Origin of the sequence: Paenarthrobacter sp. NPDC089714, assembly GCF_044748905.1 — a bacterium.
In the GTDB taxonomy this organism is placed as follows: domain Bacteria; phylum Actinomycetota; class Actinomycetes; order Actinomycetales; family Micrococcaceae; genus Arthrobacter.
Map to the genome: position 1 here is coordinate 255,414 of NZ_JBIVGX010000002.1, position 24,260 is coordinate 279,673.

At 65.1% G+C, this 24,260-nt stretch carries 21 protein-coding genes; 13 read left to right on the forward strand and 8 right to left on the reverse strand.

Annotated features, from left to right (window positions below; genetic code table 11):
* Positions 1–11 precede the first annotated feature (11 nt).
* Genes ACIPY3_RS05590 through ACIPY3_RS05600 form a run of 3 tightly spaced genes read right to left on the reverse strand, consistent with a single transcriptional unit; the run spans position 12 to position 2,733 of the window.
* On the reverse strand, positions 12–752 hold the full coding sequence (locus ACIPY3_RS05590) for an ABC transporter ATP-binding protein (protein ID WP_400331162.1): 741 nt from the start codon (positions 750–752) through the stop codon (positions 12–14).
* Positions 728–1,639 (reverse strand): ABC transporter permease, encoded by a 912-nt coding sequence (locus ACIPY3_RS05595; protein ID WP_400331165.1) that lies wholly within the window; start codon positions 1,637–1,639, stop codon positions 728–730. Before ACIPY3_RS05595 ends, ACIPY3_RS05590 begins: the two co-directional genes overlap by 25 nt.
* Positions 1,636–2,733: an ABC transporter substrate-binding protein gene (locus ACIPY3_RS05600; RefSeq protein ID WP_400331168.1), complete on the reverse strand. Its 1,098-nt coding sequence runs from the start codon at positions 2,731–2,733 to the stop codon at positions 1,636–1,638. The genes ACIPY3_RS05595 and ACIPY3_RS05600 overlap by 4 nt, the downstream gene beginning before the upstream one ends.
* A 387-nt stretch (positions 2,734–3,120) precedes the next feature.
* Here ACIPY3_RS05600 and ACIPY3_RS05605 point away from each other — a divergent pair, with 387 nt between their 5' ends.
* Together ACIPY3_RS05605 and ACIPY3_RS05610 are read left to right on the forward strand one after the other, a co-directional pair.
* Positions 3,121–3,633 carry a GNAT family N-acetyltransferase gene (locus tag ACIPY3_RS05605; protein WP_400272170.1) on the forward strand — a complete coding sequence of 171 codons (513 nt, stop codon included), beginning with the start codon at positions 3,121–3,123 and terminating at the stop codon, positions 3,631–3,633.
* Between the two features lie 53 nt (positions 3,634–3,686).
* Entirely contained in the window at positions 3,687–4,067 is a 381-nt protein-coding gene (locus tag ACIPY3_RS05610) for a RidA family protein (protein ID WP_400331171.1), read from the forward strand.
* 69 nt (positions 4,068–4,136) lie between these two features.
* Here the strand turns inward: ACIPY3_RS05610 and ACIPY3_RS05615 are convergent, their stop codons facing one another.
* Positions 4,137–4,796 carry a response regulator gene (locus ACIPY3_RS05615; RefSeq protein ID WP_400331174.1) on the reverse strand — a complete coding sequence of 220 codons (660 nt, stop codon included), beginning with the start codon at positions 4,794–4,796 and terminating at the stop codon, positions 4,137–4,139.
* Entirely contained in the window at positions 4,789–6,495 is a 1,707-nt protein-coding gene (locus ACIPY3_RS05620) for an ATP-binding protein (RefSeq protein WP_400331639.1), read from the reverse strand. Before ACIPY3_RS05620 ends, ACIPY3_RS05615 begins: the two co-directional genes overlap by 8 nt.
* Before the next feature lie 197 nt (positions 6,496–6,692).
* Between ACIPY3_RS05620 and ACIPY3_RS05625 the strand changes: the two genes are divergently transcribed.
* Complete coding sequence (locus tag ACIPY3_RS05625) at positions 6,693–8,207, forward strand: CitMHS family transporter (protein ID WP_400331177.1); 1,515 nt, start codon at positions 6,693–6,695, stop codon at positions 8,205–8,207.
* Between the two features lie 24 nt (positions 8,208–8,231).
* Here the strand turns inward: ACIPY3_RS05625 and ACIPY3_RS05630 are convergent, their stop codons facing one another.
* The gene (locus ACIPY3_RS05630; protein ID WP_400331179.1) at positions 8,232–9,740 is read right to left on the reverse strand and encodes an LCP family protein; all 1,509 of its coding nucleotides are present in this window, start codon (positions 9,738–9,740) and stop codon (positions 8,232–8,234) included.
* A 204-nt stretch (positions 9,741–9,944) separates the two neighbouring features.
* Between ACIPY3_RS05630 and gatC the strand changes: the two genes are divergently transcribed.
* From gatC to gatB, 3 genes are read left to right on the forward strand one after another with little or no spacing between them, the layout of a single operon-like run.
* Positions 9,945–10,241, forward strand: a complete 297-nt coding sequence (gene gatC / locus ACIPY3_RS05635; RefSeq protein WP_397325772.1) for an Asp-tRNA(Asn)/Glu-tRNA(Gln) amidotransferase subunit GatC — start codon at positions 9,945–9,947, stop codon at positions 10,239–10,241.
* 4 nt (positions 10,242–10,245) lie between these two features.
* On the forward strand, positions 10,246–11,790 hold the full coding sequence (gene gatA / locus ACIPY3_RS05640) for an Asp-tRNA(Asn)/Glu-tRNA(Gln) amidotransferase subunit GatA (RefSeq protein ID WP_400331182.1): 1,545 nt from the start codon (positions 10,246–10,248) through the stop codon (positions 11,788–11,790).
* On the forward strand, positions 11,790–13,298 hold the full coding sequence (gene gatB / locus ACIPY3_RS05645; protein ID WP_400331185.1) for an Asp-tRNA(Asn)/Glu-tRNA(Gln) amidotransferase subunit GatB: 1,509 nt from the start codon (positions 11,790–11,792) through the stop codon (positions 13,296–13,298). The genes gatA and gatB overlap by 1 nt, the downstream gene beginning before the upstream one ends.
* A 51-nt stretch (positions 13,299–13,349) precedes the next feature.
* Here gatB and ACIPY3_RS05650 read toward each other — a convergent pair whose 3' ends face one another.
* Entirely contained in the window at positions 13,350–14,378 is a 1,029-nt protein-coding gene (locus ACIPY3_RS05650) for a formylglycine-generating enzyme family protein (RefSeq protein ID WP_400331187.1), read from the reverse strand.
* Between the two features lie 205 nt (positions 14,379–14,583).
* Here ACIPY3_RS05650 and ACIPY3_RS05655 point away from each other — a divergent pair, with 205 nt between their 5' ends.
* The 5 genes from ACIPY3_RS05655 to ACIPY3_RS05675 all read left to right on the forward strand — a co-directional run bounded on the left by ACIPY3_RS05655 (position 14,584) and on the right by ACIPY3_RS05675 (position 20,621).
* Positions 14,584–15,618 carry an ABC transporter permease gene (locus tag ACIPY3_RS05655; RefSeq protein ID WP_400272180.1) on the forward strand — a complete coding sequence of 345 codons (1,035 nt, stop codon included), beginning with the start codon at positions 14,584–14,586 and terminating at the stop codon, positions 15,616–15,618.
* 31 nt (positions 15,619–15,649) lie between these two features.
* Complete coding sequence (locus tag ACIPY3_RS05660; protein ID WP_397325767.1) at positions 15,650–16,573, forward strand: carbohydrate ABC transporter permease; 924 nt, start codon at positions 15,650–15,652, stop codon at positions 16,571–16,573.
* 57 nt (positions 16,574–16,630) lie between these two features.
* Positions 16,631–18,292 carry a sugar ABC transporter substrate-binding protein gene (locus ACIPY3_RS05665; RefSeq protein WP_400331190.1) on the forward strand — a complete coding sequence of 554 codons (1,662 nt, stop codon included), beginning with the start codon at positions 16,631–16,633 and terminating at the stop codon, positions 18,290–18,292.
* 80 nt (positions 18,293–18,372) lie between these two features.
* Positions 18,373–19,410, forward strand: coding sequence for a LacI family DNA-binding transcriptional regulator (locus ACIPY3_RS05670; RefSeq protein ID WP_400331193.1), 1,038 nt, complete (start codon positions 18,373–18,375; stop codon positions 19,408–19,410).
* A 26-nt stretch (positions 19,411–19,436) separates the two neighbouring features.
* Positions 19,437–20,621, forward strand: coding sequence for a Gfo/Idh/MocA family protein (locus ACIPY3_RS05675; protein ID WP_400331195.1), 1,185 nt, complete (start codon positions 19,437–19,439; stop codon positions 20,619–20,621).
* A gap of 57 nt (positions 20,622–20,678) precedes the next feature.
* Here the strand turns inward: ACIPY3_RS05675 and ACIPY3_RS05680 are convergent, their stop codons facing one another.
* The gene (locus tag ACIPY3_RS05680; RefSeq protein WP_400331197.1) at positions 20,679–21,608 is read right to left on the reverse strand and encodes a LysR family transcriptional regulator; all 930 of its coding nucleotides are present in this window, start codon (positions 21,606–21,608) and stop codon (positions 20,679–20,681) included.
* A 109-nt stretch (positions 21,609–21,717) separates the two neighbouring features.
* Here ACIPY3_RS05680 and tdh point away from each other — a divergent pair, with 109 nt between their 5' ends.
* Complete coding sequence (gene tdh / locus ACIPY3_RS05685) at positions 21,718–22,764, forward strand: L-threonine 3-dehydrogenase (protein ID WP_400331199.1); 1,047 nt, start codon at positions 21,718–21,720, stop codon at positions 22,762–22,764.
* A gap of 20 nt (positions 22,765–22,784) precedes the next feature.
* Entirely contained in the window at positions 22,785–23,978 is a 1,194-nt protein-coding gene (locus tag ACIPY3_RS05690) for a glycine C-acetyltransferase (RefSeq protein WP_400331201.1), read from the forward strand.
* Positions 23,979–24,260 lie beyond the last annotated feature (282 nt).

A 24,260-nucleotide genomic window follows, 5' to 3' on the forward strand; every position in this document is an offset into this window, starting at 1 on the left:
CGGGTTGGGATTCAGGCGGCGGCTGTGACGCCGAGGGCGCGCAGCAGTTCGGTTCGGAGGGTGGAATGTTCGACGGCGGGACCGGCCTCGCGGGAACCGGTGACCCGCTCGAGGGCCACCCGGCCGTCCTGGAGCACGATGACGCGGTCGGCGAGGGTGATGGCTTCATCCACGTCATGGGTGACCAGCAGGACGGCAGGACGATGGGCGGCAACCAGGTCCTTCAACAGGGCATGCATCTTCAAACGGGTGAGCGCGTCCAAGGCCCCGAAGGGTTCGTCGGCCAGCAGCAGCCGGGGCTCACGGACCAGCGACCGTGCCAAGGCCACGCGTTGCTGTTCGCCCCCGGAGAGCTGGTGCGGCCATGCCTTTTCGCGTCCGGCGAGTCCCACTTCGGCGAGTGCGCGGCGGCCGCGGACATCGGCGTCGTGATCGCGCAAGCCCAAGGTGACGTTGCCCAGGACGGTGTCCCACGGCAGCAGCCGCGAATCCTGGAACACCACGGACACTTGTTCGGGAACCTGGACCACGCCGCTTCCGCGGACGTCCCGGTCCAGTCCGGCGAGGGCACGCAAGAGGGTGCTCTTACCGCAGCCGCTGGGTCCCAGGAGGGCCACGAACTCGCCCGGAGCAATGTCCAGGTCTACGCCGTTGAGGACTCCCTTCGGTCCGAAGCTGCGGATGAGGTTGCGGACGGAAACCTCCCGGGTGGGAGGAGCGGCGAGGTCTAGCCCGCCAGTGTTCGCTGCCATGACAAGGCCTTTCGTTCCAGGAGCCGGACGGCTGCGTCTGAGAGGAGTCCGAGGATGCCGTAGACAGCCAGTCCCAGGACGATGATGTTGGTTTGGCCGTAGGTGCGGGCGAGCTCCATCATGTAGCCGATGCCGCTGGTGGAATTGATCTGCTCCACCACCACCAGGGACACCCAGGCGCCGGTGACCGCGAAGCGCAGGCCCAGGAAGAACCCGGGAAGCGCGCCAGGCAGGACCACCCTGCGCAGGAACCCTGCCCGGCTAAGTCCCACTGTTTGGGCCAGTTCGACGTACCGCAGATCGATGCCGCGCAGTCCGGCGTGGGTCTGCAGGTAGATCGGGACGAACACGCCCAAGGTGATGGTGAGGACCTTCATTGTTTCGTCGATGCCGAACCAGAGGATCAGCAGCGGAATGAGCGCCAGGCCGGGAATGGCGCGCTTGATCTGCACGGGACCGTCGATCAGTGATTCACCCACCCGGCTGAGTCCGGCCACCAACGCCAGCACTGCGCCCACGACGATTCCGAAGAACAAGCCGAGCCCGGCCCGCTGTGCGGAGATGGCGAGGTGTTCCTGGAGGCGGCCATCGGCAATGAGTTCACCGGCAGTGCCCACCACGGTCCACGGTTCGGAGAGGATCCGCGGATCCAACAGGCCCGTGGCCGAGGCGACCACCCAGAGCAGGACCAACGCTGCCGGTCCCACGAGTCCGGCGAAGCGGCGCCGCGGGCCGGGGCCAAGCCGGCGGGTGCCCGGCCTGATGTCAGGCCGGCCGGCAAGCGCCGGGTCCAGATGAGGCGCGACGACGGGACCAGGCCGGGTGCCGTCGTCGGGCGTTGCGGTGGTGCGGAAGGAAGAACGGCGGGCAGCAGCCGTGGTGGTCATGCGGTACCTCCCTCGGCTGCGTACGCGGTTCCGCCGATGGCCTCGAAACGAAGGTCGTAGAGTTTGGCGGCGTCCAGCTGGGGTTTCTTCTGTTCGCGGGCCAACAGGTCGATGGTCTGCTGGTGGCGGGCGATGGCCTCGGACCAGGACGTGGGCAACTCGCGCACTCCGGCCGAGTCGATCAGGTACTGGCCGTCTTCCGCGGAGAGGCCCTGGTTCTTCACGTAGTACCCCTCCAGCCATTCCTTGGGGTGGTCCTGGATCCAGCGCTGGGCCTGGCCCCACAGCCCCACGTATTCGGCGAGTGCTGCAGCTTTGGCCGGGTCGTCCAGGACCTTGGCGGGGGAGTAAAGGTGCCCTGGGTCGTCGCGGAGTCCGTGCCGGAGCGTCGTTCCGCCGTCGGCGCCGTACTTGGCCAGGTAGCGCTTGATCTGGACTCCGCCCAGCGGCGCGGCGTCCACCTGCTTGCTGGAGAGGGCTGTGGAGTAGGCGTCTCCGGTGCTGGGCAGTTCAACGAGTTTCACGTCGCTTTGCTGCAACCCGGCTTTCTCAAGCACCCGGAGCACCAAGGCACCCTGGGCCTGCCCCGGGCTGTAGGCGATCTTCTTCCCACGCAGCCCTTGCAGGTCCGTGATTCCGGCGCCGGGCGCGATGCCCAGTTCGTAGAGCGGGTGGTTGACTGCGTCCTGGCGGAACACGCTGGCGATGATGCGGACGTCCAGGCCGGTCCACGTGGCATGGATGGGCGGGATGTCGGCTACCGAACCGACGTCCAGCGCATTGGCGCGGAAGGCTTCGGTAGTGGCCGGGCCTCCGGAGATATTGGCGAACTTCACGGGAAAGCTGAGCTTCTTGTCCAGGCCGGACAATTCCAGGGCTACCTGGACGGTGGGATCGCCAACCACCAGGGTTGTCCCTGCCGGCACGGTCGTTGCCAGCGGCGTGGTGACCTGGGCTGCCTGGGTGGCTTGGGTGCCTGCGGTAGCCGTGGCATTGCAGGCCGTGATGAAGGCGATGGCAGGGAGGGCAAGGAAGCCACCGAGGACCTGGCGTCGGTTGGGGTGTTTTTGGGCGCGGGGAAACGCGGATGACATGGAAGGCCTTTCAGGTGCGGGGGTCTGCCAGGCCCGGCCGGTAGGGGACCTCGGGCGGCAGCGGTGCAGAGCGCTTAGGGCTGAAGGCAGGGCGGACAGCAGGAGTGCGCCGGCGTCATGCTGAAGTGGGCCTGGAGCATCGTTCCTCCTGTTCGTTTTCCGGGGATGCTGCGGTTGATCCGTGTGGCAACTCAAGCACGGGCTGAATGCCCCGCGCCAGCTTTGTGAAACAGCCCGCAACGGCAGGAAATCCGGCTTCACTGAGCGCAACGCAACTCAACCCGGGGCCACGCGGAGCAACACAAAACGCCGGATAAGACTGATAGTTCGGTCACGGAAACGGCCGTTTCGCACAATGCAACTCCCGGTTACCCCTACCATTGACAGGTGCTTTCGCCGATTACCGTCCGCCCCGCCCTGCCCGAAGACTACGACGCCGTTGCCCGGATCACGCTGGACTCTTATGTCACAGCGGGCTACTACGGCAGCGCCGACCACCCCTACCTGTTGGAACTGCAGAACGTAGCGGGCCGGGCGAAACACGCCGACATCCTGGTGGCCGAGCGCGACGGCCGGATCATCGGATCGGTCACGGCCGCCCCGGCCGGCGGGGGTTTCTCCGACATCGGACTGGAAGGCGAGCTGGAACTGCGGACCCTCGTGGTGGACCCGGCAGTCCAGCGTTCAGGTGCCGGGCGCGCCCTGGTGCAGGCCGTCGTCGAGCAGGCCCAGGCGACCGAAGGCATCGACGCCGTGTGCCTGACCACCGGTGCCACGTGGGAAAGCGCCAACGCGTTGTACCAGCGGACCGGCTTCGACCGTGCGCCCGAGCGGGACTGGTTCGTTCCCGGGACCGACATAAAGCTGTTCGTTTACAGGCTTGGGCTGCAGCAGCCCTAAAGTTTTCCTCGGAATCCCGGCACCAGGCCGGGAAGCGACAGGAAAGGCGCGGCATGCGCAAGACATTCGGCTCGGGCTCGGTCTGGGAACAGACCCTCGGCTACTCCCGTGCGGTCCAGGTGGACAACACCCTCTTCATTTCGGCGACGGCTGCCTCCGGGCCCGACGGCATCGTTGGCGATGACTTCTACTCGCAGACCAAGTACATCCTGGAAAAGCTCGGCGCTGTCCTGGAAGAAGCCGGCTTCTCTTACGAGGACGTGGTCCAGTCCAAGCTGTACCTGACGGACATCAGCAAGTGGGAAGACGCCGGCCGCGCGCACGGCGAAGTCTTCGGCGAGATCCGTCCCACCCTCTCCCTGGTGCACGTGCTGCCGTTCCTCGATCCGCAGATGCTCGTGGAGATCGAGCTCGTGGCGCAGAAGTCCGCGTAGGCACCCAACTGGGTCGCACTTGTGCGCGTTTTGACGCATCAAAACGCGCACAAGTGCGACCTACTTGGGTTAGCCCGGGATGCCGTAGCGGTGTTCCGGGCGGCCCGTGGTTCCGTAGCGCAGTTGGATTTCGACGGCGCCATCGTCCGCGAGCGAGGACAGGTACCTTTGCGCTGTGGCCCGGGAGACGCCCACCCTGTCCGCGACTTCCGCTGCGGAGTACTGCTCACCCGCCACCAGCGACTCCAGCACGGCCGCTTCGGTCGCCGATCGCGGCTTGGCCGACGGCGTCACGTCGCCGGGTATGAGGGCCCGCTTGGCCCTTTCGATGCTGCCCTGGTCCACACTGGGTTGCTGGCCCAGGATACGGCGGTACCGCGCATAGGACCTGAGCTGCTGTGACAGGGACTCGGCGGTGAAGGGCTTCAACAGATAGCCGAGCGCGCCGCGGCGGAACGCTACCCTGATGGATTGGGCATCGGAGGCCGCGGTCAGCATCACTGCGTCAACATCGAGTTGGCCCAACAGGTCCAGGCCCGAGCCGTCGGGCAGGTAGACGTCCAACAGCACCAGGTCCGGCCGCAGGCTGTGGATGGCCTGCAGCGCCTGGGACACGGAGCCTGCAGGGGTCAGGGCCATGAAACCCGCCACGGAATCGACGTAGGCCGCATGCAGCCTGGCCACGTGGAAGTCGTCATCCACGATCAGCACCCTCAAGTCCTCAGCCACTGCTGTCCTTCCTCTCGTCTGCCTGTTCGCCCGCCACGTCCATCACGCCCGGTACGGACGCCATGAAAACCGCGCCTGGACCTCCCGTGCTGCCGGCTTCGAGCACCCGGACGTCACCACCCCGGCGCCGGGCAAGTTGGCGTACCAAAGCCAGGCCCAGGCCCTGGCCGGCGCCCGGACGCGCCGGATGGTCCGCCGTCGTAAATCCTTCCGCAAACACGTCCTCCGGTTCGATACTGCCCAAACCGTCGCCCGAGTCTCCCACCACGATGTGGAGGGTGCCGCCGTCGCTCGCTGAATCGTCCAGGAGTTCAACCTCCACCCAGCGTTCCGTCGCTGAGCCGGCGACGGCGGCGTTCACGGCGTTGTCAATCAGGTTGCCCAGGACAGTGGTGACGTCCTGGGGGTCGGCCACATGGCCGCGGACCAGGGTTTCGGGGCCGATGCGCAACGCCACGCCGCGCTCGGACGCCTCCACGCTCTTGGCGCCCACGAAGGCCTGCAAGTACGTGTCCTGAAGCAGTTCGCCCTGCTCCACCGGGAACTTCAGTGGGCCGGTGGCCGAGATGCGGGCCAGGTATTCCTTGGCTTGCTCGTGCTGTCCGATGCTCATGAACCCCGCGATGGTGTGGAGTTGGTTGGCGAACTCGTGGCGCTGGGCGCGCAGGGCCGTTGACATGGTTCCCACGGCGTCGAGCTGGCGGGTCAATTGCTGGAGCTCGGTACGGTCACGGAGCATGACCACCCAGCCGAGGTCCTCCTTGCGGTGCCAGGCCTTGCGCGCGCTGGCCACCAGCACGCGCCCGCCGGCCACCACTTCCACGGCCTCCGCGTCCTGGGCTGCCGGACGGGTGAGCTTTTTGAGCTGCTCCGGCACCGGAGCGGTGGCCCAGTCCTGGCCTGTGGCATCGGGAACGTCCAGGAGCCGGGAAGCGGCCGCGTTGAACACCGAAATCCGGCCGTCGGCGGCAATGCCGATCACGCCGTCGTCCACGCCCTGCAGGACTGCCACTTGGTCGTGGACCAAGGTGCTGATTTCTTCCGGTTCCAGTCCGAGGGTGAGCCGCTGCAACCGGTGGCGGAGCAGGAACGAGGCCAGGACGCCGGCCAGCAGGGCACCACCCGCCGTCAGGGCAATGGGCACGATGTCCCGGGCCAGGCTTTGGCTCAGGGATTCCATGGAGTAGCCCACGCTCACCTCGCCCACGATCGCACCGTTGGAGGTACCGGCACCCTCGGGAGTCCCCGGCGCGTAGATCGGCACCTTCGCGCCGGCGGACGGGCCGAGTGTTCCTGTGTTGCGGGTGGTGATTTCCTGGCCGCCCAAGGCAACTGACGGATCCGTGCTCACCCGCTCGCCCAGCCTGGCCGTCTCGGGGTGGGCCAGCCGCAATCCGGTTTCGTCGGTGATCACCACGAACAGGGCGCCGGTCCGGATCCGGGCGGCTTCGGCGGCCTCCTGCAGGGGACCGGCAGCGAGTACCGCCGGGGGAGGGGTGCCTTCTTCCTTGCTGATTTCCTGGACGTCGGATCTGACATCGGGATCAGCTGCCACAGTCCGGGCCAGGGTCAGCGCCTGGTTCTCGGCTTCCGTGCCGATGCGGTCGTAGACCAGCCAGGCGTGGACGGCTCCGCTGAGGAGAACCACCAGGAGTACGACGCCGAGCTGGAGGAGGAGTGTCTGGGTGGAGAAGCGCATACTGATCCGGCTGTTGCGGGGCACCTTTACTCCTTTCCTCCTGTTCCATTGAATCACTGAGCACAATGCGCAAAACGTTCGCAACGAGCAGTATTCCCATCAATACCCACAAACCTCACTGCGTGACGGAGGCCACCCTACGGTTTGTAGTGCGCATCACACCGAAGTGTTGCCATCACAGTAGTAAGGAGCCGGCCGTGCTGGTTTTGCTTGGATTCGCAATGATTGCGGTATTCATGGTCCTGATCATGACCAAAAAACTGACGCCAGTCCTGGCGCTGATCATCGTCCCCACCATCTTCGGCCTCTTCGCCGGAGCCGGGCTCGGCATCGGACCCATGGTCATGGATTCGATGAAGTCCATGACGTCCACGGCCGCGCTCCTCATGTTCGCGATCATCTACTTCGGCCTCATGATCGACGTCGGACTCTTCGACCCCTTGGTGAAGTTCATCCTGCGCAAGCTCGGTAACGACCCCGCCAAGGTGGTCCTCGGCACGGCGATCCTCGCCGCCGCTGTTTCCCTCGACGGTGACGGCTCCACCACGTTCATCCTCACGACGGCCGCGATGCTTCCGGTCTACCTGCGCCTCAAGATGAGCCCCGTCGTCCTCACCTGTGTGGCAGGCCTCGCCAACGGCACCATGAACATCCTGCCGTGGGGCGGCCCCACAGCCCGCGCCGCAACGGCCCTGCACCTGGACGTCAACGACGTCTTCGTCCCGATGGTCCCGTCCCTGATTGTTGGCCTGATCGTCGTCCTGGTCTTCTCCTGGCTGCTCGGCCTGCAGGAGCGCAACCGCCTCCGCGCCACCGCTCCGGAGATCTGGGGCGAGGTCGCCGATCCGGCTGACGCGTTCGACGGCGGTAACGGCCGCGGCGGCAGTGTCGCCGGCGGTTCGGGCTCGGGTTCGGGCTCGGGTTCGGGCAAGGGCAGCTCCCGCTTTGGCCGCACCGGCTCAACCCCGACGGCGGGTGAGCCGGGCACCGGCGGAGGCTCCGGCGTCGTGGTCCTGGAACGCACCGAAGAACTGGTTGACGAGCACGACACCGCCATGGCGGACACCGCACTGGATCCCAACCGCTCCACGCTGCGCCCCAAGCTTTTCTGGTTCAACCTGGCCCTGACCGTCGCGGTGATGGTGACCCTGGTAGCCAACATCATCCCGCTGCCGTTCGTCTTCATGGTGGGCTCGGCCGTTGCACTCCTGGTGAACTTCCCCAAGGTCAAGGACCAGGGCGCCCAGTTGATCGCGCATGCGCCGTCCATCGTGGCAGTGGTCAGCATGGTGATGGCAGCCGCAGTCCTCACGGGTGTACTGAATGGCACCGGCATGGTCAAGGCCATGTCCGAGTGGCTCGTCCAGATCATCCCCGCGGACATGGGACCGTTCATGGCAGTGATCACCGGCGTGCTCAGCATCCCCATGACGTTCTTCATGAGCAACGATGCCTTCTACTTCGGCGTCCTTCCCGTCCTTAGCGAGACCGCCGCACACTACGGTGTTGGCGCAGCGGACATGGCCCGCGCTTCCATCACCGGCCAGCCGTTCCACCTGCAGAGCCCCTTGGTCCCGGCCATCCTCCTGCTGGTCTCCCTGGCCAAGGTGGACCTGGGCGACCACCACAAGAAGGTCCTGTGGCGCACCGCGGTCATCTCGCTGGTGATGCTGGCGGTCGGTGTCCTGACGGGAGCCATCGGCATCGGCTAAAAGTTCCGCCGTTACCGCAAATGATCAGCCTGCCGGGTTCGTCGCCTGGCAGGTCTGGTCATTTGCTGTTTGTGCAGCAACGTTCCCTTGGGCGGGCGCCGGGGTGGGCTTGGCGCCTGACGCAAAGTCCTCGCCCGCGTAAATCTGGACGCCTTGGATGGCTGAGGCGGGTTGGATGCTGCTTGCCGGCAAACCGAACATCGCGGCGACGTCCGCGGCCACGTCCTCAAAACCGGACTGATAGTAGACCACGGTGGTGGGTACCGCCTGGGCCTCGAGCTTGGTGATCTGGGTGAAGCCGGCCGTCGTGAGCGTTTCCGCGATGGCGTTGCTGCGGCCTGCCACGTTGGTGCCGTTGGCCACCGAGACCGGTTGGAGGGACTTGTCATACGAAGACGTGGCGGGCGCCGTGGACTGGTCGGCCTGCGCCGGGGCACCCTTGCTGAGGTCCGCGCTGTTCTGCAGGGCCGAGAAGAGGTTTCCTGCCGCGGGTTCGTCCAAGGACAGCCGGTTGGGATCAGAGGGCGCCGGAACCGTAGGGACGGTGATGAAATTGACCTTCGCAGGGTCGATGTTCTTGAGCCGGTCCGCGATGGTCAGCAAGGATGGAACCGAAGCCAAACCTTTGTCCACGGTCAGGTTCTTGGTCATGGTGTCTGCGATATCCAGCACCTTCTGCGGGTTGCTGAGGGTTCCCTCGGACTTGAGCTTGCGGGTCAGCGAACCGAGGAATGCCTGCTGGGCCTGGATGCGGCCCAGGTCCCCGCCATCGGCAAAGGCATGCCGGGTCCGGAGGAAAGCCAGCGCCTGGTCGCCCTGCACCTGCGAGGTTCCCTCCGGGAGCTTAAGACCGGAATCGGGATCGTTGACGGCCGAGTTGACGCATACGTCCACGCCGCCAACCGTGGTGGAGAGTTCTTTGACCGCGTTGAAGTCGGCCATCATGAAGTGGTCTACCTCGAGTCCTGTCAGTTTGCTCACCGTGTCCACGGCGCACCCGATGCCGGCCTCGGCCATGGCGCTGTTGATCATCACGCCCTCGCGCGCGGCGTGCTGCTGCTTGGTTTCCTGGTCCGTGCACTCCGGGACGTCCACCAGCAGGTCCCGGGGGAAGCTGATGACGTTGACGTTCTGGTTGTCCGCTGAAATGTCCACCAGCATCATGACGTCCGACTGCCCATAGCCGGAGGATTGGTCGGCCGTGCCGTACTGGCTGTTCTTGCCGCTGCGGGTATCGCTGCCCAGGACCAGGATCTGGAGCCGGTCCTTCCGGTCGTCCACGGCGCCTTCGGTCCGGGTGCCACCCGCGCCCAGGGAACCGGTGGAGATGTTCGATTGCAGGCGCCAGAGCCAGTAACCGCCGAAGCACAGGACGCCCACCAGCACTGCGGCAACCACCAGGATGCCCACCCTGAGCCAGCGGCGACGCTTGCGCGTCGGCGAGCCCAGGCTGCCTTCGGCGAGGCTTCCTTGGCCTGGGTAAAGCGTGGGTTCTGAGGGGTTGTGGTCAGGGATATTGTGGCGACCTTGCACGTCGCGGGCCTTTCCTCGGGGTAAGAAGCTGTCTATGCTACGCACCGAATCTGGGAACTTCCCGAGTCAGGGTCCTTGCCTGCGGGCAGGACCGCCACCATCCGCACGGCTGCTGACGGCCGCTGACGGCTGCACGGCAGGTGAAGGGCAGCCCGGCCAAGTAGACTGGTCCGGAAAACCATTTGAACTTTGCAGGGGAGATCCATGGCTGCGATCAACCGTGACGACGTCGCGCATCTTGCGCGTCTGGCTCACATTGAAATGAGTGCCGAAGAGCTGGACAGGATGGCCGGCGAGCTTGCCGTCATTGTGGATTCGGTGAAGTCCGTCAGCGAAGCCGCCGGGGATGACGTCCCGGCCACGTCCCACCCGATTCCGTTGACCAACGTGTTCCGCGAGGACGTTGTGGGCCACACGTTCACGGCCGAGCAGGCATTGTCCGGCGCCCCTGACGCTGCCGAGGACCGTTTCAAGGTTCCGGCAATTTTGGATGAGGACTAACACCATGACTGAACTGAAGAACGAACTCATCCACCACTCCGCTGCCGATCTCGCCGCCAAGCTGGCCGCCCGCGAGGTATCCGCCGTCGAGGTTACCCAGGCGCACCTTGACCGGATCGCCGACGTCGACGGCCAGGTCAACGCGTTCCTGCACGTCAACACGGAAGAAGCCCTGTCCGTCGCAGCCGAGGTTGATGCCGCCCGTGCGGCAGGCAGCGAGGACCTGCACCAGCTCGCTGGCGTGCCTATCGCGGTCAAGGACCTGATCGTCACCATCGGCCAGCCGACCACCGCCGGCTCCAAGATCCTCGAAGGGTGGCACAGCCCCTACGACGCGACGGTCATCAAGAAGCTCCGCGCCGCGAAGATGCCCATCCTGGGCAAGACCAACCTTGACGAGTTCGCCATGGGTTCGTCCACGGAGCACTCGGCGTTCGGTCCCACCCGCAACCCGTGGGACCTGGACCGCATCCCCGGCGGTTCCGGCGGTGGCTCCGCTGCCGCCGTCGCCGCATTCGAAGCTCCGCTGGCCCTCGGCACGGACACCGGTGGCTCCATCCGCCAGCCAGGTGCCGTCACCGGAACGGTGGGCGTGAAGCCCACCTACGGTGCCGTGTCCCGTTATGGTGCCATCGCGATGGCGTCGTCGCTGGACCAGATCGGGCCGGTTTCCCGGACCGTCCTTGACTCCGCGCTGCTGCAGGAAGTCATTGGCGGACACGATCCCTTCGACTCCACGTCCCTGACTGATCCCTTCACCAACCTGGTTGCCGCCGCCCGCCTGGGCAACGTTGCCGGGCTCAAGATCGGCATTATCAAGGAACTGCACGGCGAGGGCTACCAAGCCGGGGTCGAGAACCGCTTCAACGAGTCCCTTGAGATCCTCAAGGACGCCGGTGCGGAAATCGTGGAGGTTTCCTGCCCCAACCTCAAGTACGCCCTGGGCGCCTACTACCTGATCATGCCGTCCGAGGTGTCCAGCAACCTGGCCAAGTTCGACGGCGTCCGGTACGGCTTGCGGGTCCTCCCCAAGGACGGCCCCATGACCATCGAACGTGTCATGGCCGCAACCCGCGCCGCCGGTTTCGGCGACGAAGCCAAGCGCCGCATCATCCTGGGCACCTACGCCCTGAGCGCCGGGTACTACGACGCCTACTACGGCTCGGCCCAGAAGGTCCGTACGCTGATCCAGCGCGACTTCGACGCCGCCTTCGCGCAGGCCGATGTCCTGATCTCGCCCACCGCGCCTACCACGGCGTTCAAGTTGGGGGAGAAGCTGGACGATCCGCTGGCCATGTACCTCAACGACGTCGCCACGATTCCCGCCAACCTCGCCGGCATCCCGGGCCTGTCCCTTCCCGGCGGCCTGGCAGACGAGGACGGCCTTCCCGTGGGCATCCAGCTCCTGGCGCCTGCCCGCGAAGACGCCCGCCTGTACCGCGTGGGTGCCGTCCTTGAGTCCATCCTTGAAGAGAAGTGGGGCGGCCCGATGCTCGCACAGGCACCTGTCTTGGGTTCTGCTTCCACCACCGCCGGAGGTTCCAACTAATGTCCGTCGACGCAACCCTGAGCTTCGAAGAAGCCATGGAGAAGTACGATCCCGTCCTGGGGTTCGAGGTCCATGTGGAGCTCAACACCAAGACCAAGATGTTCTCCTCAGCTCCGAACGTCTTCGGCGACGAGCCCAACACCAACGTCAACGAGGTTGACCTGGGCATGCCCGGCGTTCTTCCCGTGGTCAACAAGACGGCCGTGGAGTCCTCCATCAAGATCGGCTTGGCCTTGAACTGCAAGATCGCCGAGTCCTGCCGCTTCGCCCGGAAGAACTACTTCTACCCGGACACCCCCAAGAACTTCCAGACCTCCCAGTACGACGAGCCGATCGCCTACGACGGCTATTTGGACATCGAGCTGGAAGACGGCACGGTTTTCCGCGTAGAGATCGAGCGCGCGCACATGGAAGAGGACGCCGGCAAGCTGACCCACATGGGTGGCGCCGCGGGCCGCATCCAGGGTGCCGACTACTCGCTGGTGGACTACAACCGTTCCGGCGTTCCGCTGGTGGAAATCGTCACCAAGCCGATCGAGGGCGCGGGCAGCCGGGCACCGGAACTGGCCAAGGCGTATGTTGCGGCGATCCGTGAAATCGTGAAGAACCTGGGCGTTTCCGATGCCCGCATGGAACGTGGAAATGTCCGCTGCGACGCAAACGTCTCCCTTCGTCCGCACGGGCAGGAGCGCTTCGGCATCCGGTCCGAGACCAAGAACGTGAACTCGTTGCGCGCCGTTGAGCACGCAGTCCGCTACGAGATCCAGCGCCATGCAGCCGTTTTGGATTCCGGTAACCCGATTGTCCAGGAAACGCGCCACTGGCACGAGGACACGCGTTCCACGACGTCCGGGCGGCCCAAGTCCGACGCCGACGATTACCGCTACTTCCCTGAACCGGACCTGGTTCCCGTGGTTGCCTCGCGTGAATGGGTTGAGGAGCTGCGCGCCACCTTGCCCGAGCCGCCCGCGGAGCGCCGCAAGCGCCTCAAGGAAGCCTGGGGCTATTCGGACCTCGAGTTCCGCGACGTGGTGAACGCCGGCGTCATGGACTCCATCGAGGAGACTGTTGCTGCCGGTGCCAGCGCAGATGTCGCCCGTAAGTGGTGGATGGGTGAGGTTGTTGGCCGTGCCAAGACCGCCGAAGTCGAGCCCGCCGAACTCGGTGTCACGCCGGAGTTGATCGTCGAACTCAACAAGTTGGTTGAAGGCGGCAAGATCAACAACAAGATGGCCTCCCAGGTCCTGGACGGCGTCCTCGCCGGTGAAGGAACCCCGGAGGAGATCATCCAGAAGCGCGGCCTCGCGGTGGTTTCCGACGACGGCCCGCTCCTGGAAGCCATCGATGCCGCCCTGGCTGCCCAGCCGGACGTTGCGGAGAAGATCCGCGGCGGCAAGGTCCAGGCCATTGGTGCCATTGTCGGCGGCGTCATGAAGGCCACGCGTGGCCAGGCCGACGCCGGACGTGTCCGCGAACTGATCCTCGAGAAGCTCGGGGTACAGGGCTAGGAACGCCTCCATAAGAAGCAGGCCGCAGACTTTGTCTGCGGCCTGCTTTTTTTAGAGCGCCACGGTCCTGAAGCCAAGGTTGGCGCTGGCCGAATCCGGCGTGTTCGAACTGCGCGCCGCCAACCGGTACCGGTTGCAGTAGGAGTCGTGGCATAGGTAGGAGCCGCCGCGCATCACGCGTCCCCTCCCCACCGTGGGTCCCTGCGGATCCTGCACCATGCCGTTGGCCAGGCATGTTGCGTAGTACTTGGGCAGGAACCAGTCGCTGCACCACTCCCACACATTGCCGCTGGTCTGGTACAAACCGTAGCCGTTCGGGGCGAACCAGCGGGCGGGTGCGGTGGTCAGGAAGCCGTCCTCCACGTCATTGCGCACGGGGAATTGACCCTGCCAGATGTTGCAGTTGTGGCGGGATTCCCCTTCGCCGGAGCTATGGAGCCCGTTGCCCCACGGGTAGCGCAGGCCTTCCGCTCCGCCACGGGCCGCGTACTCCCATTCGGCTTCAGTAGGGAGCCGTCGGCCGGCCCAGGCGCAGTAGGCCAAGGCATCGTTGTAGGAAACGTGGGTCACCGGGTGGTCGGGAATTTCGCTCCAGTGGGAGAGCGGTCCGGCCGGGTGTGCCCAGTTGGCGCCGCGGACGTTGAGCCACCACGGGACGTTGGTGACCCGGTTGAGGATGTCCTTCGGCTCTGCCTGGACCGCCAGGTGGAAGACGGGCGAGGTTCCGAAGCTTTCCGATTCGGTCCGGTAGCCGGTGGCATCGACGAAAGCCGCAAACTCCTGGTTCGTGACGGTGGTGGCGCTGATGAGGAAGGCCCCGACTCCCACTTTATGTACGGGAGACTCGCCGTCGTCCGCATAGCCTTCGTTGAAGGGGTCGCCCATGGCGAACGTCCCGGCCGGGACGGTGACATCGTTGGAACCGGCCTGCGCGGCCGCACGTTCGGGTGTGGGACCTTGGGCGGAACGCACGACGCCGGTCGGCGGCGTGGGGTGTCCGTCCGCCGCGCGCTGTGGCGGCGCCAGCCCCGGCGTCGAACCTTCCCGGGCGGTTCCGCCCGGACTGCAGCATCCTGCCATTCCCGCTCTTTCCTCACGTGCGAAGCCGTTCGTCGTGTTCGCCCCTCATCCATCTTACTGGCGCTCTTTGTCCCTCAAAATGATGAAAACTGATTTCTAGGCGCAGTTTCAATCATGATCTTGCAAATGCGGTACGAGTCACTTATGGTTTGTTAAACGGTTAACGAACGTGGCTTGAATCACACTCGGCACTTGAGGAGACAGCATGAACTCGACAACGGAACAGGCTCCGGCATTGCCCGAAGCCAGCCGTGTCCCGGCTCGGGAGGGCGCCAAAGCGCCAGTGTCCGGCTCCCGGAAAGGCAAGGGCACCAAGCCGCCCAGCCAGAGCTTCCGCTCGCGCTTGAAGCGGGACAAGCAGATGCTCCTGATGATGGTTCCGGGCATCGCCTTCCTGTTGCTCTTCTTCTACATCCCCATCCTGGGCAACGTCATCGCCTTCCAGGACTACCAGCCCTACCTGGGCATCGGGGACAGCCTCTGGGTGGGCTGGCAGAACTTCGTGGACCTCTTCGCCAACCCGGACTTCATCCACGCGTTCTGGAACACGCTGTACCTGGCGGCCTGGCAGTTGGTGTTCCTGTTCCCGGTTCCGCTGGTCCTGGCCCTGATCGTCGATTCCCTGATCAGCACCAGGGTCCGGCAGGTCTTCCAGAGCATTGCCTACCTGCCCCACTTCCTTTCCTGGGTCCTGGTGATCGCCTTCTTCCAGCAGATGCTGGGCGGTGCCGGCTTCGTGAACAACCTGCTCCGGGACTGGGGCATGGATCCCATCCCGTTCATGACCAACTCCGAGACATTCCCTGTGCTGGTGGTGGTCCAGATGATCTGGAAGGACGCCGGCTGGGCCATGATCATCTTCCTCGCCGCCTTGGCGAGCATCGACGCTTCGCTCTATGAGGCGGCAGCGGCGGACGGTGCCGGACGGTGGCGCCGCATGTGGCACATCACCCTGCCCGGCCTGCGTCCCGTGATCGTCCTGCTCCTGATCCTGCGCATCGGCGACATCCTCTCCGTGGGCTTCGAGCAATTCATCCTGCAGCGCGACGCCGTGGGCGCAGGGGCCGCGGAAGTCCTGGACACGTTCACCTATTACACCGGCGTTGTGGGTGGCGGCTGGAGTTCGGGTGCCGCTGCGGGCTTGGCTAAGGGCGTGGTCAGCATGCTGCTGATCTATGGCGCGAACAAGTTGGCACACCGCTTTGGCGAAGACGGAATCTTTGCTCGAAAGGTCGGCTAGCCCCAGCGGCGGCCGAACAAGGAGAACCCCCATGGCAACAACACTTTTCACCCGCAAACCGCGCGAGCTGAGCTACAACCCCAAGCGTCCGGTCTGGAAGGAACGCCCTTCCGCGCTCTACCAGACCGTCAAGTCGGTGGTCCTGGTGGCCTTCAGCCTGTCCATCCTGGCACCCATCCTGCTGGTGGTCTCGACGTCCCTCGCGGACAACGAGCAGCTGGTCAAGGCCGGCGGCTTTGTCCTCTGGCCGGAACGTCCCACGCTGGAGGCCTACGCCACCATCTTCAAAGGCCCCATGGTGCTGCAATCCCTGGGCGTGAGCGCCCTGATCACCGTGGTTGGCACCATCCTGGCTCTCTTCGTCACCATCACCATGGCCTACGCCACCAGCCGCTCGGTCCTGTTTGGCCGTCCCGTGGTACTCGCAGTCCTTTTCACCCTGCTGTTTGCCCCGGGCCTGATCCCGTCCTTCCTCATGATCCGTCAACTCGGCCTGCTGGACTCGTTGTGGTCGCTGATCCTGCCGGGCATTTTCGGTGCCTTCAACTTCGTGGTGATGCGGTCCTTCTTCATGAACATTCCCGGCGAACTGATCGAGAGCGCCAGGATCGACGGCGCCAATGACTGGCAGATCCTCTGGCGGATCGTCATGCCCTTGTCCAAGGCAGTGATTGCCGTGGTGGGCCTGTTCTACGCCGTCGGCTTCTGGAACTCGTTCTTCAACGCACTGCTGTACATCAACGACCACAGCAAGTGGCCCATCCAGTTGCTGCTGAGGAACTTCGTGGTGCAGGGGAGCGGTGCCGCCGACCAACTGGGCATTACCACCACCCCGCCGCCGCAGTCCATCCAAATGGCCGTGGTTGTCGTGGCCCTGGTTCCCATCCTCATGGTCTACCCCTTCCTGCAGAAGCACTTCGCCAAGGGCGTCATCACGGGCGCCGTCAAGGGCTAGGCCACCAAAAATCCCACGCGTCAGAAACCAACAAAGATCACCAGAAAGGGTTATGCCATGAAGAGCACTACCTCAGGACAGGCTGGATTCAGCCGCCGCGGCTTCCTTGGCCTCGCCGGCCTGGCCGTGACCGCCGTCGGCCTGTCCGCCTGCGGTGGCGGCGGAGCTTCCGGGGGTGGGGGCGCCGCTGCCTCCGCCACGGTCAAGCTGCCCACCTACAAGGAGTTCACGGGCGTGACGCCGGACATCGCCGGCAACGCCCAGGGCCTGCAGGCCGGATACTTCAAACTGCCCAACGCAGTGCAGTCCGTGAAGACCCCGCCGCTCAAGAGCAAGGTCACCGGCCTCACGGAAACCTTCGACACCATGAGCCCGGGCCTGAAGGACAACCCGTTCTGGCAGCGCCTCAACGCCAAGCTCGGCGGGGACCTCGAGCTGCAGATTGCCGAAGACATCGGAGACGGCTACCCGGCCAAGTTTGCCACCGTCCTTGCCAGCAACGACCTCCCGGACATGATGTGGGTACCGCCAAACCAGGGCATCCCCAACGTGGGCCCCATGCTGGAGGCCAAATTCCAGGACCTCACGCCGTACCTATCCGGCGACGCCGTGCTCGAGTACCCCAACCTGGCCGCACTGAAGCCGGATTCCTGGAAGACCGCCGTCGTGAACGGCAAGATCTGGGGCGCTCCCATCCCGAGCACCCCGTTCGGCCAGGTGTACCTGGGCAACCACGACATGTGGGCGCAGGTGGGTGGCTTCGAAGCGTCCAGCGCCGACGAGTTCCTGGACAAGGCCAAGGAACTGACGCGTCCCGGCGAGCAGAAGTACGCCCTTGAACCGGCCTATATCAATGCCCTGCACATGGTCACGGAATGGTTCGGCGCCCCGAACAGCTGGGCCGTCAACAAGGACCGCACGCTGACCCACCTGTATGAAACCGACGAATACATGGCGGGTGTCGAGTTCACGGCCAAGATGTTCGCCGCCGGCGTGTTCTACCCGGATTCCAAGGCCACGGACATCCGCAACCGCGTGGCCAACGGCAGCGTTGCCGCGCAGGTGGTGGTGGGCCCGCACGATATCCGCAGCTACCGTTCACTGAGCCGTACCGCGAAGTTCGACATCCTCATTCCGTTCAGCGCCGACGGCAAGGTCAAGCCGACGTACGACATGGGCTACGGCACGGTGGGCTTCACGCCGTTCAAAAAGGCCGAGGAAGGCAAGATCCGCGAGCTGCTCGCCCTGATCGATTACCTCTCGGCGCCCTTTGGAACCGTGGAGTACATGCAGAAGAACTTCGGCGAACTGGGCCAGGACTACACGATCGACGGCAGCGGCAACCCGGTCCGCACGGACACCGGCACCACGAACGCGCCCGGCCTCGTCTCCGCCCTGAACATCATGGCCAGCCCGGAGAACGTCATCTTCAACCCCGGCTTCGACGACGACACGCGCTACGTCAGCGAGCAGGAGAAGAAGCTCCTGGAACTCGCCTGGCGCAACCCCACCAACGGTTCCTACTCGGACACCAACGCCAAGGTGGGCGCCAAGATCACCAAGCAACTCAGGGACAAGGTGGTGGACATCATTACCGGCCGCGCCAAGATCGACGAGCTCAAGGACGCGGTGAAGCGCTGGAAGAGCGAGGGCGGCGACAAGATGCGCGACGAGTACCAGGCTTCGTTGGACCCCAACGCGCCAGTGTTCCGGAGCTAGCGGCTTCCCGGGCAGGCCCGGCTTGACGGGCTAGCCTCGACACCACGGACACGGACATCACATCAACACCAGGGGGAACCATGGCAAAAACAAGCAGTACCGGCGTCAGGCCCACCATCCGCATGGTGGCCGAACTCGCCGGGGTCTCCACAGCCACGGTTTCCTATGTGATGTCCGGTCGCCGGGGTGACGGCGGGCCTGGCGTTTCGGATCCGACGGCGGAGAAGGTCAAGGCGGCCGCGGAGCGGCTCGGATACCGGCCCAACCAGGCCGCGCGCGCCATTCGCACCGGACGGACCAACACCGTGATCCTGTCGCTGACCATGCTTTCGGATCCGTGGTCCCTGTCCGTCATTGAGGCGGTCCAGCGGGCCGCGGAACCCCTGGGCATCACGCCGATGATCCTGGGCGACGCCGACTGGGTGAAAGTGCTCGCTACCCACAACGCGGACGCGGTCTTCGTGGATGCCGTCCGCGAAGACCAGACTGCGGCGCTCCGGAAACTGGCCGGGCACGGAACCACGTTGGTGGTCTTCAACGAAACGCTGGAACCGGAGGGTTTCGACGTGATCCGTTCCATCGCGGAGCCGGGCTGCCGGATGGCCGTGGAGCACCTCCTCCACGGACACCGGCGGATCGCTTGCCTGACTCCGGCCACGGCTGCCGGAACGTCCGGTGGCAGCCGCTACCGGGCGTACTCGGAGGCCTTGGCCGCCGCAGGGATCGACGAACGGGAGGACTACGTGGGGCTCTTCGACGGAACCACGTCCGGAGCCTTTGCCGCCACGACCAAGCTCCTGGGACTTCCGGACCGGCCCACGGCGATCTACGCCACCACGGATTTCGCGGCCGTGAGCGCCATCAACGCCGCCCAACGCCTTGGCCTGGCCGTCGGTCAGGATGTGGACATCATCGGTGTGGGCAACACCGTGGAGGGCGAACGCATGTCGCCGTCGCTCAGCACCGTGGGTCCCGTGGACTTCTTTGACAAGCTCGCCAGGCTGCTCCTGCAGCGGGCCACGGGCACCGGTGATGCGCCGACGGTCCTGGATTTCCCCTGGCACCTCTTCGTGCGGGAATCGGCACCACACCGCAGTGCCGCAACAAGACTTAATTAGGAATCAGCAGAAGGAATGTGCACACCATGGAAAAGGATTTGAAGGTCGGCATCGTGGGTTTCGGCCTGCGTTCGGGGTTGTGGAAGCACGCCCACAAGCCCGGCCAGGGGTCTGTCGTCACGATCGTCTGTGACCTCAGCGAACGGGGACGGGCGGATGCCGCCGAGCGCATCCCCTCGGCACGGATCACGGACGACCTTGAGGAGTTGCTGGCCAGCGGCCTGGACGCGGTACTGGTCCTGACCCCGGACAACCAGCACGCCGCCGTCGCCATCCGTACCCTGAAAGCCGGCATCCCCACGTTCTGCGAGAAGCCACTGGACGTCACGCTCGAGGCCGCGGACCTGATCCTCAAGACCGCCTATGAAACAGGCACCCGGCTGTACGTCGGCCACAACATGCGCCACATGCCCGTGGTGGTCCAGATGCGCCAACTCATCGAGCAAGGAACCATCGGTGAGGTCAAAGCCGTGTGGTGCCGCCACTTCGTGGGACACGGCGGCGACTACTACTTCAAGGACTGGCATGCCCAGCGGGCGAATGTCACGTCCCTGCTCCTGCAGAAGGGTGCCCACGACATCGACGTGATCCACTGGTTGGCCGGCGGCTACACCAAGCGCGTCGCGGCAGTCGGCGACCTCGCTGTCTATGGCGGCGTGACGAACCGCGCCAACAACGACGGCAAGCGGATGGGCGACTGGTTCTCCCTGGACAACTGGCCGCCCACGGAGCAGCAGGACCTGGCGGAGGTGATCGACGTCGAGGACATCTCCATGATGAACATGGTGCTGGACAACGGTGTCCTGGCCTCCTACCAGCAGTGCCACTTCACGCCGGACTACTGGCGGAACTACACGATCATCGGTACCAAGGGCAGGATCGAGAACTTCGGCGACGGGCCGGGGGAGACCATCAACGTGTGGACGTCGCGCACCTCCGGCCGGGGCGAGCCGGACCAGGTCATCACCATCCAGGACGGCGAAGGCGGCCACGGAGGCGCGGATCCGCGGCTGATCGAGGAGTTCCTGCGGTTCGCTTCGGAGGGCGGCCGGACCCAGACCAGCCCCATCGCCGCCCGCCAGGCCGTGGTGGCCGGCATCCTGGCCGCAGAATCACTGCGCGCGGACGGGTCCGCCCGGGAAGTCCCGGAGTTGCCCGCGGAGTTGGTGGAGTACTTCGACGCCAGCCAGCCCGCCCTGGTCCGCGACTAGCCCAACTGGGTCGCAGTTAAGCTCGTTTTGACCGCTGAAAACGCGCACTAATGCGACTTACTTGGGTGCGGAAAGCCCGGTCATGACGGTTTGAAGTGACTCGCAAACCGTCATGACCGATTTCCGTTTAAGCGTCTCCGGCCGGGCCAGGATGTCGATCTTGCGCACCGAGTTCACTCCGGACAGTGGCCGCAGCACCACGCCGGCATCCAGCACGCGCCGTGCCGTGAACCTCGGTAACAGCCCGATTGCCCCACCCGCCGAAACCAGCGCCGCCACGGTCGAGTAGTCGTTGATGCGGTGCAGCACTTCGGCCGGGCGCCCGCTCACAGCAACGACGGCGGCCAGCACGTCCGCGGGGGAGTAGCCATCGCGGCTGGTCACCCAGGGTTCATCCACGACGTCGGACGGCTCCAGTTCGCGGTGTGCTGCCAGCGGGTGGTCCGCGGGCAAGGCAATGTCCAGGGGTTCATCTGCGAGCGGGATCACCGCCACCTTGTCCTCGGGCCACGGGGGACTGTTATCCATGCGGTGCGCCAGGACAAGGTCGTAGCGCGCCACCAATCCCGGGAAATCCTCCTGGGCCACATCCTCGTCGGACAGGCGCAACCGTGGCGACATCCCGCCGTCGGACGCTTTTCCGCTGGACAGCAACGCGGCGAGCGGTGCGAACAGTGCCTGCCCGGCGCTGTGGAAGGCGCTGACACTGACCGGCGCGTCGGGAGCGTCGTGGTAGGCGCCGATTGCCGCGCGGGCATCCGCCATGGCATTCACGACGGCGGCACCCGCCTCGGCGAGCACGCGGCCGGCGTCGGTGAGCACCAGGGCACGGCCTTCCTTGCGGGTGAGCGGCACATCCACCGACTTCTGGAGCAACGCCAGCTGTTGGGAAACGGCCGACGGCGTGACCATGAGCGTTTCCGCCACGGCCTTGACGCTGCCCAGGTCCCCGAGCTCGCGAAGCATCTGCAGTTGGTGGATTTCCATTAGCAAATCCTAAATCGTGGATTGAGAAGAATCTAGTTGTGCTAAATCGTTGCCGGGTCTTCAATGGACTCAGCAGCAGCGAAGCAGCATCAAGCCAGTGAGGAATCCCATGAAGGCTCTCTACAAATCCGGACCACACGCCGGGTTCGAACTCGTCGACCGTCCCGAGCCCGAAGCGGGCCCCGGCGACGTCAAGATCCGTGTCATGACCACGGGCATCTGCGGTACGGACCTCCACATCCAGAGCTGGGATGCGTGGGCGCAAAGCATCATCGAAGCACCCCTCATTGCCGGACACGAGTTCTACGGCGAAGTGGTGGCGATCGGCGAGGACGTCCGCGACGTCAAGGTCGGGGACAGGGTCTCCGGCGAAGGCCACGTGGTCTGCGGCATCTGCCGAAACTGCCGCGCCGGACGCCGCCAGATGTGCATCCACACCGTCTCCGTGGGCGTGCAGCGCGATGGTGCGTTCGCCGAATACGTCGTCATCCCGGAGACCAACGTCTGGGTCCACCACGACGAATCCGTCACCCCGGAACTCGGCGCCATCTTCGACCCCTTCGGCAACGCCGTGCACACGGCTTTGAGTTTCCCGCTGGTGGGCGAGGACGTCCTGATTACGGGTGCCGGCCCGATCGGGTTGATGGCGATTGCTGTCGCCCGCCATGCCGGTGCACGGAAGATCGCCATCACGGATGTCTCTGAACCGCGGCTCGAACTTGCCCGGCAGATGGGCGTGGACCTGGCCGTGGACGTGTCCAAGATGCGCGTCCGCGAAGCGCAGCAGGCTCTCGGCATGCGCGAGGGCTTCGACATCGGCCTGGAAATGTCGGGACACCCCACGGCGCTGCCTGAGATGATCGACAACATGAACCACGGCGGACGCATCGCCATGCTCGGCCTGCCCAGCCAGTCCATCGACATCGACTGGGGCAAGGTGGTCACGCACATGCTCACGCTCAAGGGCATCTACGGCCGCGAGATGTTCGAGACCTGGTACGCCATGAGCGCCATGCTCTCTTCCAACCCCGCGCTGCACCGCAGCATTTCCGCCGTCGTCACCGACAAGTTGCCCGCCACTGAGTGGGAAAAGGGCTTCGAGATCGCCCGCAACGGCGTGGGCGGCAAAGTGGTCCTCGACTGGACTGAACTCTAAGAATCCTCAGGAGCAATTCAATGTACTCAGCCATCAAAGACCAACTGCAGGGCGAACTGGACGAGATCCGCAGCGCCGGACTCTTCAAGACCGAACGCCACATCGACTCACCCCAAGCCAGCCACATCGCCGCGGGCCAACTCGGCCAACCCGCCAACAAGGTCCTGAACTTCTGCGCCAACAACTACCTGGGCCTCGCAGACCACCCGGACATCATCGCCGCCGCCAAGTCCGCCATGGACGAGCGCGGCTTCGGCATGGCCTCCGTGCGCTTCATTTGCGGCACCCAGGACCTGCACCTGGAACTGGAAGCCCGCGTTTCGGAGTTCCTGGGGACTGAGGACACCATCCTCTTCTCCAGCTGCTTCGACGCCAACGGTGGTGTGTTCGAGTCCCTCTTCGGCCCGGACGATGCCATCATCTCCGACTCCCTTAACCACGCTTCCATCATCGACGGCATCCGTTTGAGCAAGGCCAAGCGCTTCCGCTACGCCAACCAGGACATGGCAGACCTCGAAGCCAAGCTCGTGGAGGCGTCCGGTTCGCGGCGCAAGATCATTGTCACGGATGGCGTCTTCTCCATGGACGGCTACCTGGCGCCCCTCGAGGCGATCTGCGACCTCGCTGAGAAGCACGACGCTCTGGTGATGGTGGACGACTCCCATGCTGTCGGGTTCATGGGATCCACCGGCGCCGGTACCCCTGAGCACGCCGGGGTCTCGGACCGTGTGGACATCTACACGGGTACCTTCGGCAAGGCCCTTGGCGGCGCCTCCGGTGGATACGTTTCCGGCCGTGGCGAGATCGTGGCCATGCTGCGCCAGAAGGCCCGTCCGTACCTGTTCTCCAACTCCCTCGCACCGGCCATTGTTGCGGCCACGATCAAGGCCTTGGAACTCGTGCAGGGATCGGGCGAGCTGCGCACCCGCCTGTTCGAGAATGCTGCGCTGTTCCGCCGCCGGATGAGCGAGGAAGGCTTTGAACTGCTCGACGGCGAACACGCCATCATCCCGGTCATGTTCGGTGACGCCGTGGTTGCGGCGCGTATCGCCGACGAGATGCTCGGCCATGGCGTTTTCGTCACCGCGTTCAGCTACCCCGTAGTGCCCAAGGGCGCGGCCCGCATCCGCGTCCAGCTTTCCGCCGCGCACAGCACGGACGACGTCGAAGCTTGCGTCCAGGCGTTCGTCAAGAGCCGCGCCGCAGTCGCCTAACCCAACCCTCTCTCACCGACCACCCCCTTTTCCGGCACGCTCTCTCACCGACCACCCCCTTTTTGGGGACGCTCTCTCACCGACCACCCCCTTTTCCGGCACGCTCTCTCACCGATTGCCCTCTATCGGCGCCCCGTTCTTTCCCCGGAAAAGAGTGAGAGAGGGTTTGGTGGATGGGGTGATTCGGTGAGAGAGGGTTTGGTGGATGGGGTGATTCGGTGAGAGAGGGTTTGGTGGATGGGGTGATTCGGTGAGAGAGGGTTTGGTGGATGGGGTGATTCG

Coding starts and splice junctions, on each gene's coding strand:
- tdh (WP_400331199.1), top strand. CDS start 21,718: ATGAAGGCTCTCTACAAATCCGGACCACACGCCGGGTTCGAACTCGTC.
- ACIPY3_RS05595 (WP_400331165.1), bottom strand. CDS start 1,639: ATGACCACCACGGCTGCTGCCCGCCGTTCTTCCTTCCGCACCACCGCA.
- ACIPY3_RS05655 (WP_400272180.1), top strand. CDS start 14,584: ATGAACTCGACAACGGAACAGGCTCCGGCATTGCCCGAAGCCAGCCGT.
- ACIPY3_RS05690 (WP_400331201.1), top strand. CDS start 22,785: ATGTACTCAGCCATCAAAGACCAACTGCAGGGCGAACTGGACGAGATC.
- ACIPY3_RS05670 (WP_400331193.1), top strand. CDS start 18,373: ATGGCAAAAACAAGCAGTACCGGCGTCAGGCCCACCATCCGCATGGTG.
- ACIPY3_RS05600 (WP_400331168.1), bottom strand. CDS start 2,733: ATGTCATCCGCGTTTCCCCGCGCCCAAAAACACCCCAACCGACGCCAG.
- ACIPY3_RS05620 (WP_400331639.1), bottom strand. CDS start 6,495: ATGCGCTTCTCCACCCAGACACTCCTCCTCCAGCTCGGCGTCGTACTC.
- ACIPY3_RS05590 (WP_400331162.1), bottom strand. CDS start 752: ATGGCAGCGAACACTGGCGGGCTAGACCTCGCCGCTCCTCCCACCCGG.
- ACIPY3_RS05660 (WP_397325767.1), top strand. CDS start 15,650: ATGGCAACAACACTTTTCACCCGCAAACCGCGCGAGCTGAGCTACAAC.
- gatB (WP_400331185.1), top strand. CDS start 11,790: ATGTCCGTCGACGCAACCCTGAGCTTCGAAGAAGCCATGGAGAAGTAC.
- ACIPY3_RS05680 (WP_400331197.1), bottom strand. CDS start 21,608: ATGGAAATCCACCAACTGCAGATGCTTCGCGAGCTCGGGGACCTGGGC.
- ACIPY3_RS05675 (WP_400331195.1), top strand. CDS start 19,437: ATGGAAAAGGATTTGAAGGTCGGCATCGTGGGTTTCGGCCTGCGTTCG.
- gatC (WP_397325772.1), top strand. CDS start 9,945: ATGGCTGCGATCAACCGTGACGACGTCGCGCATCTTGCGCGTCTGGCT.
- ACIPY3_RS05610 (WP_400331171.1), top strand. CDS start 3,687: ATGCGCAAGACATTCGGCTCGGGCTCGGTCTGGGAACAGACCCTCGGC.
- ACIPY3_RS05650 (WP_400331187.1), bottom strand. CDS start 14,378: ATGGCAGGATGCTGCAGTCCGGGCGGAACCGCCCGGGAAGGTTCGACG.
- ACIPY3_RS05665 (WP_400331190.1), top strand. CDS start 16,631: ATGAAGAGCACTACCTCAGGACAGGCTGGATTCAGCCGCCGCGGCTTC.
- gatA (WP_400331182.1), top strand. CDS start 10,246: ATGACTGAACTGAAGAACGAACTCATCCACCACTCCGCTGCCGATCTC.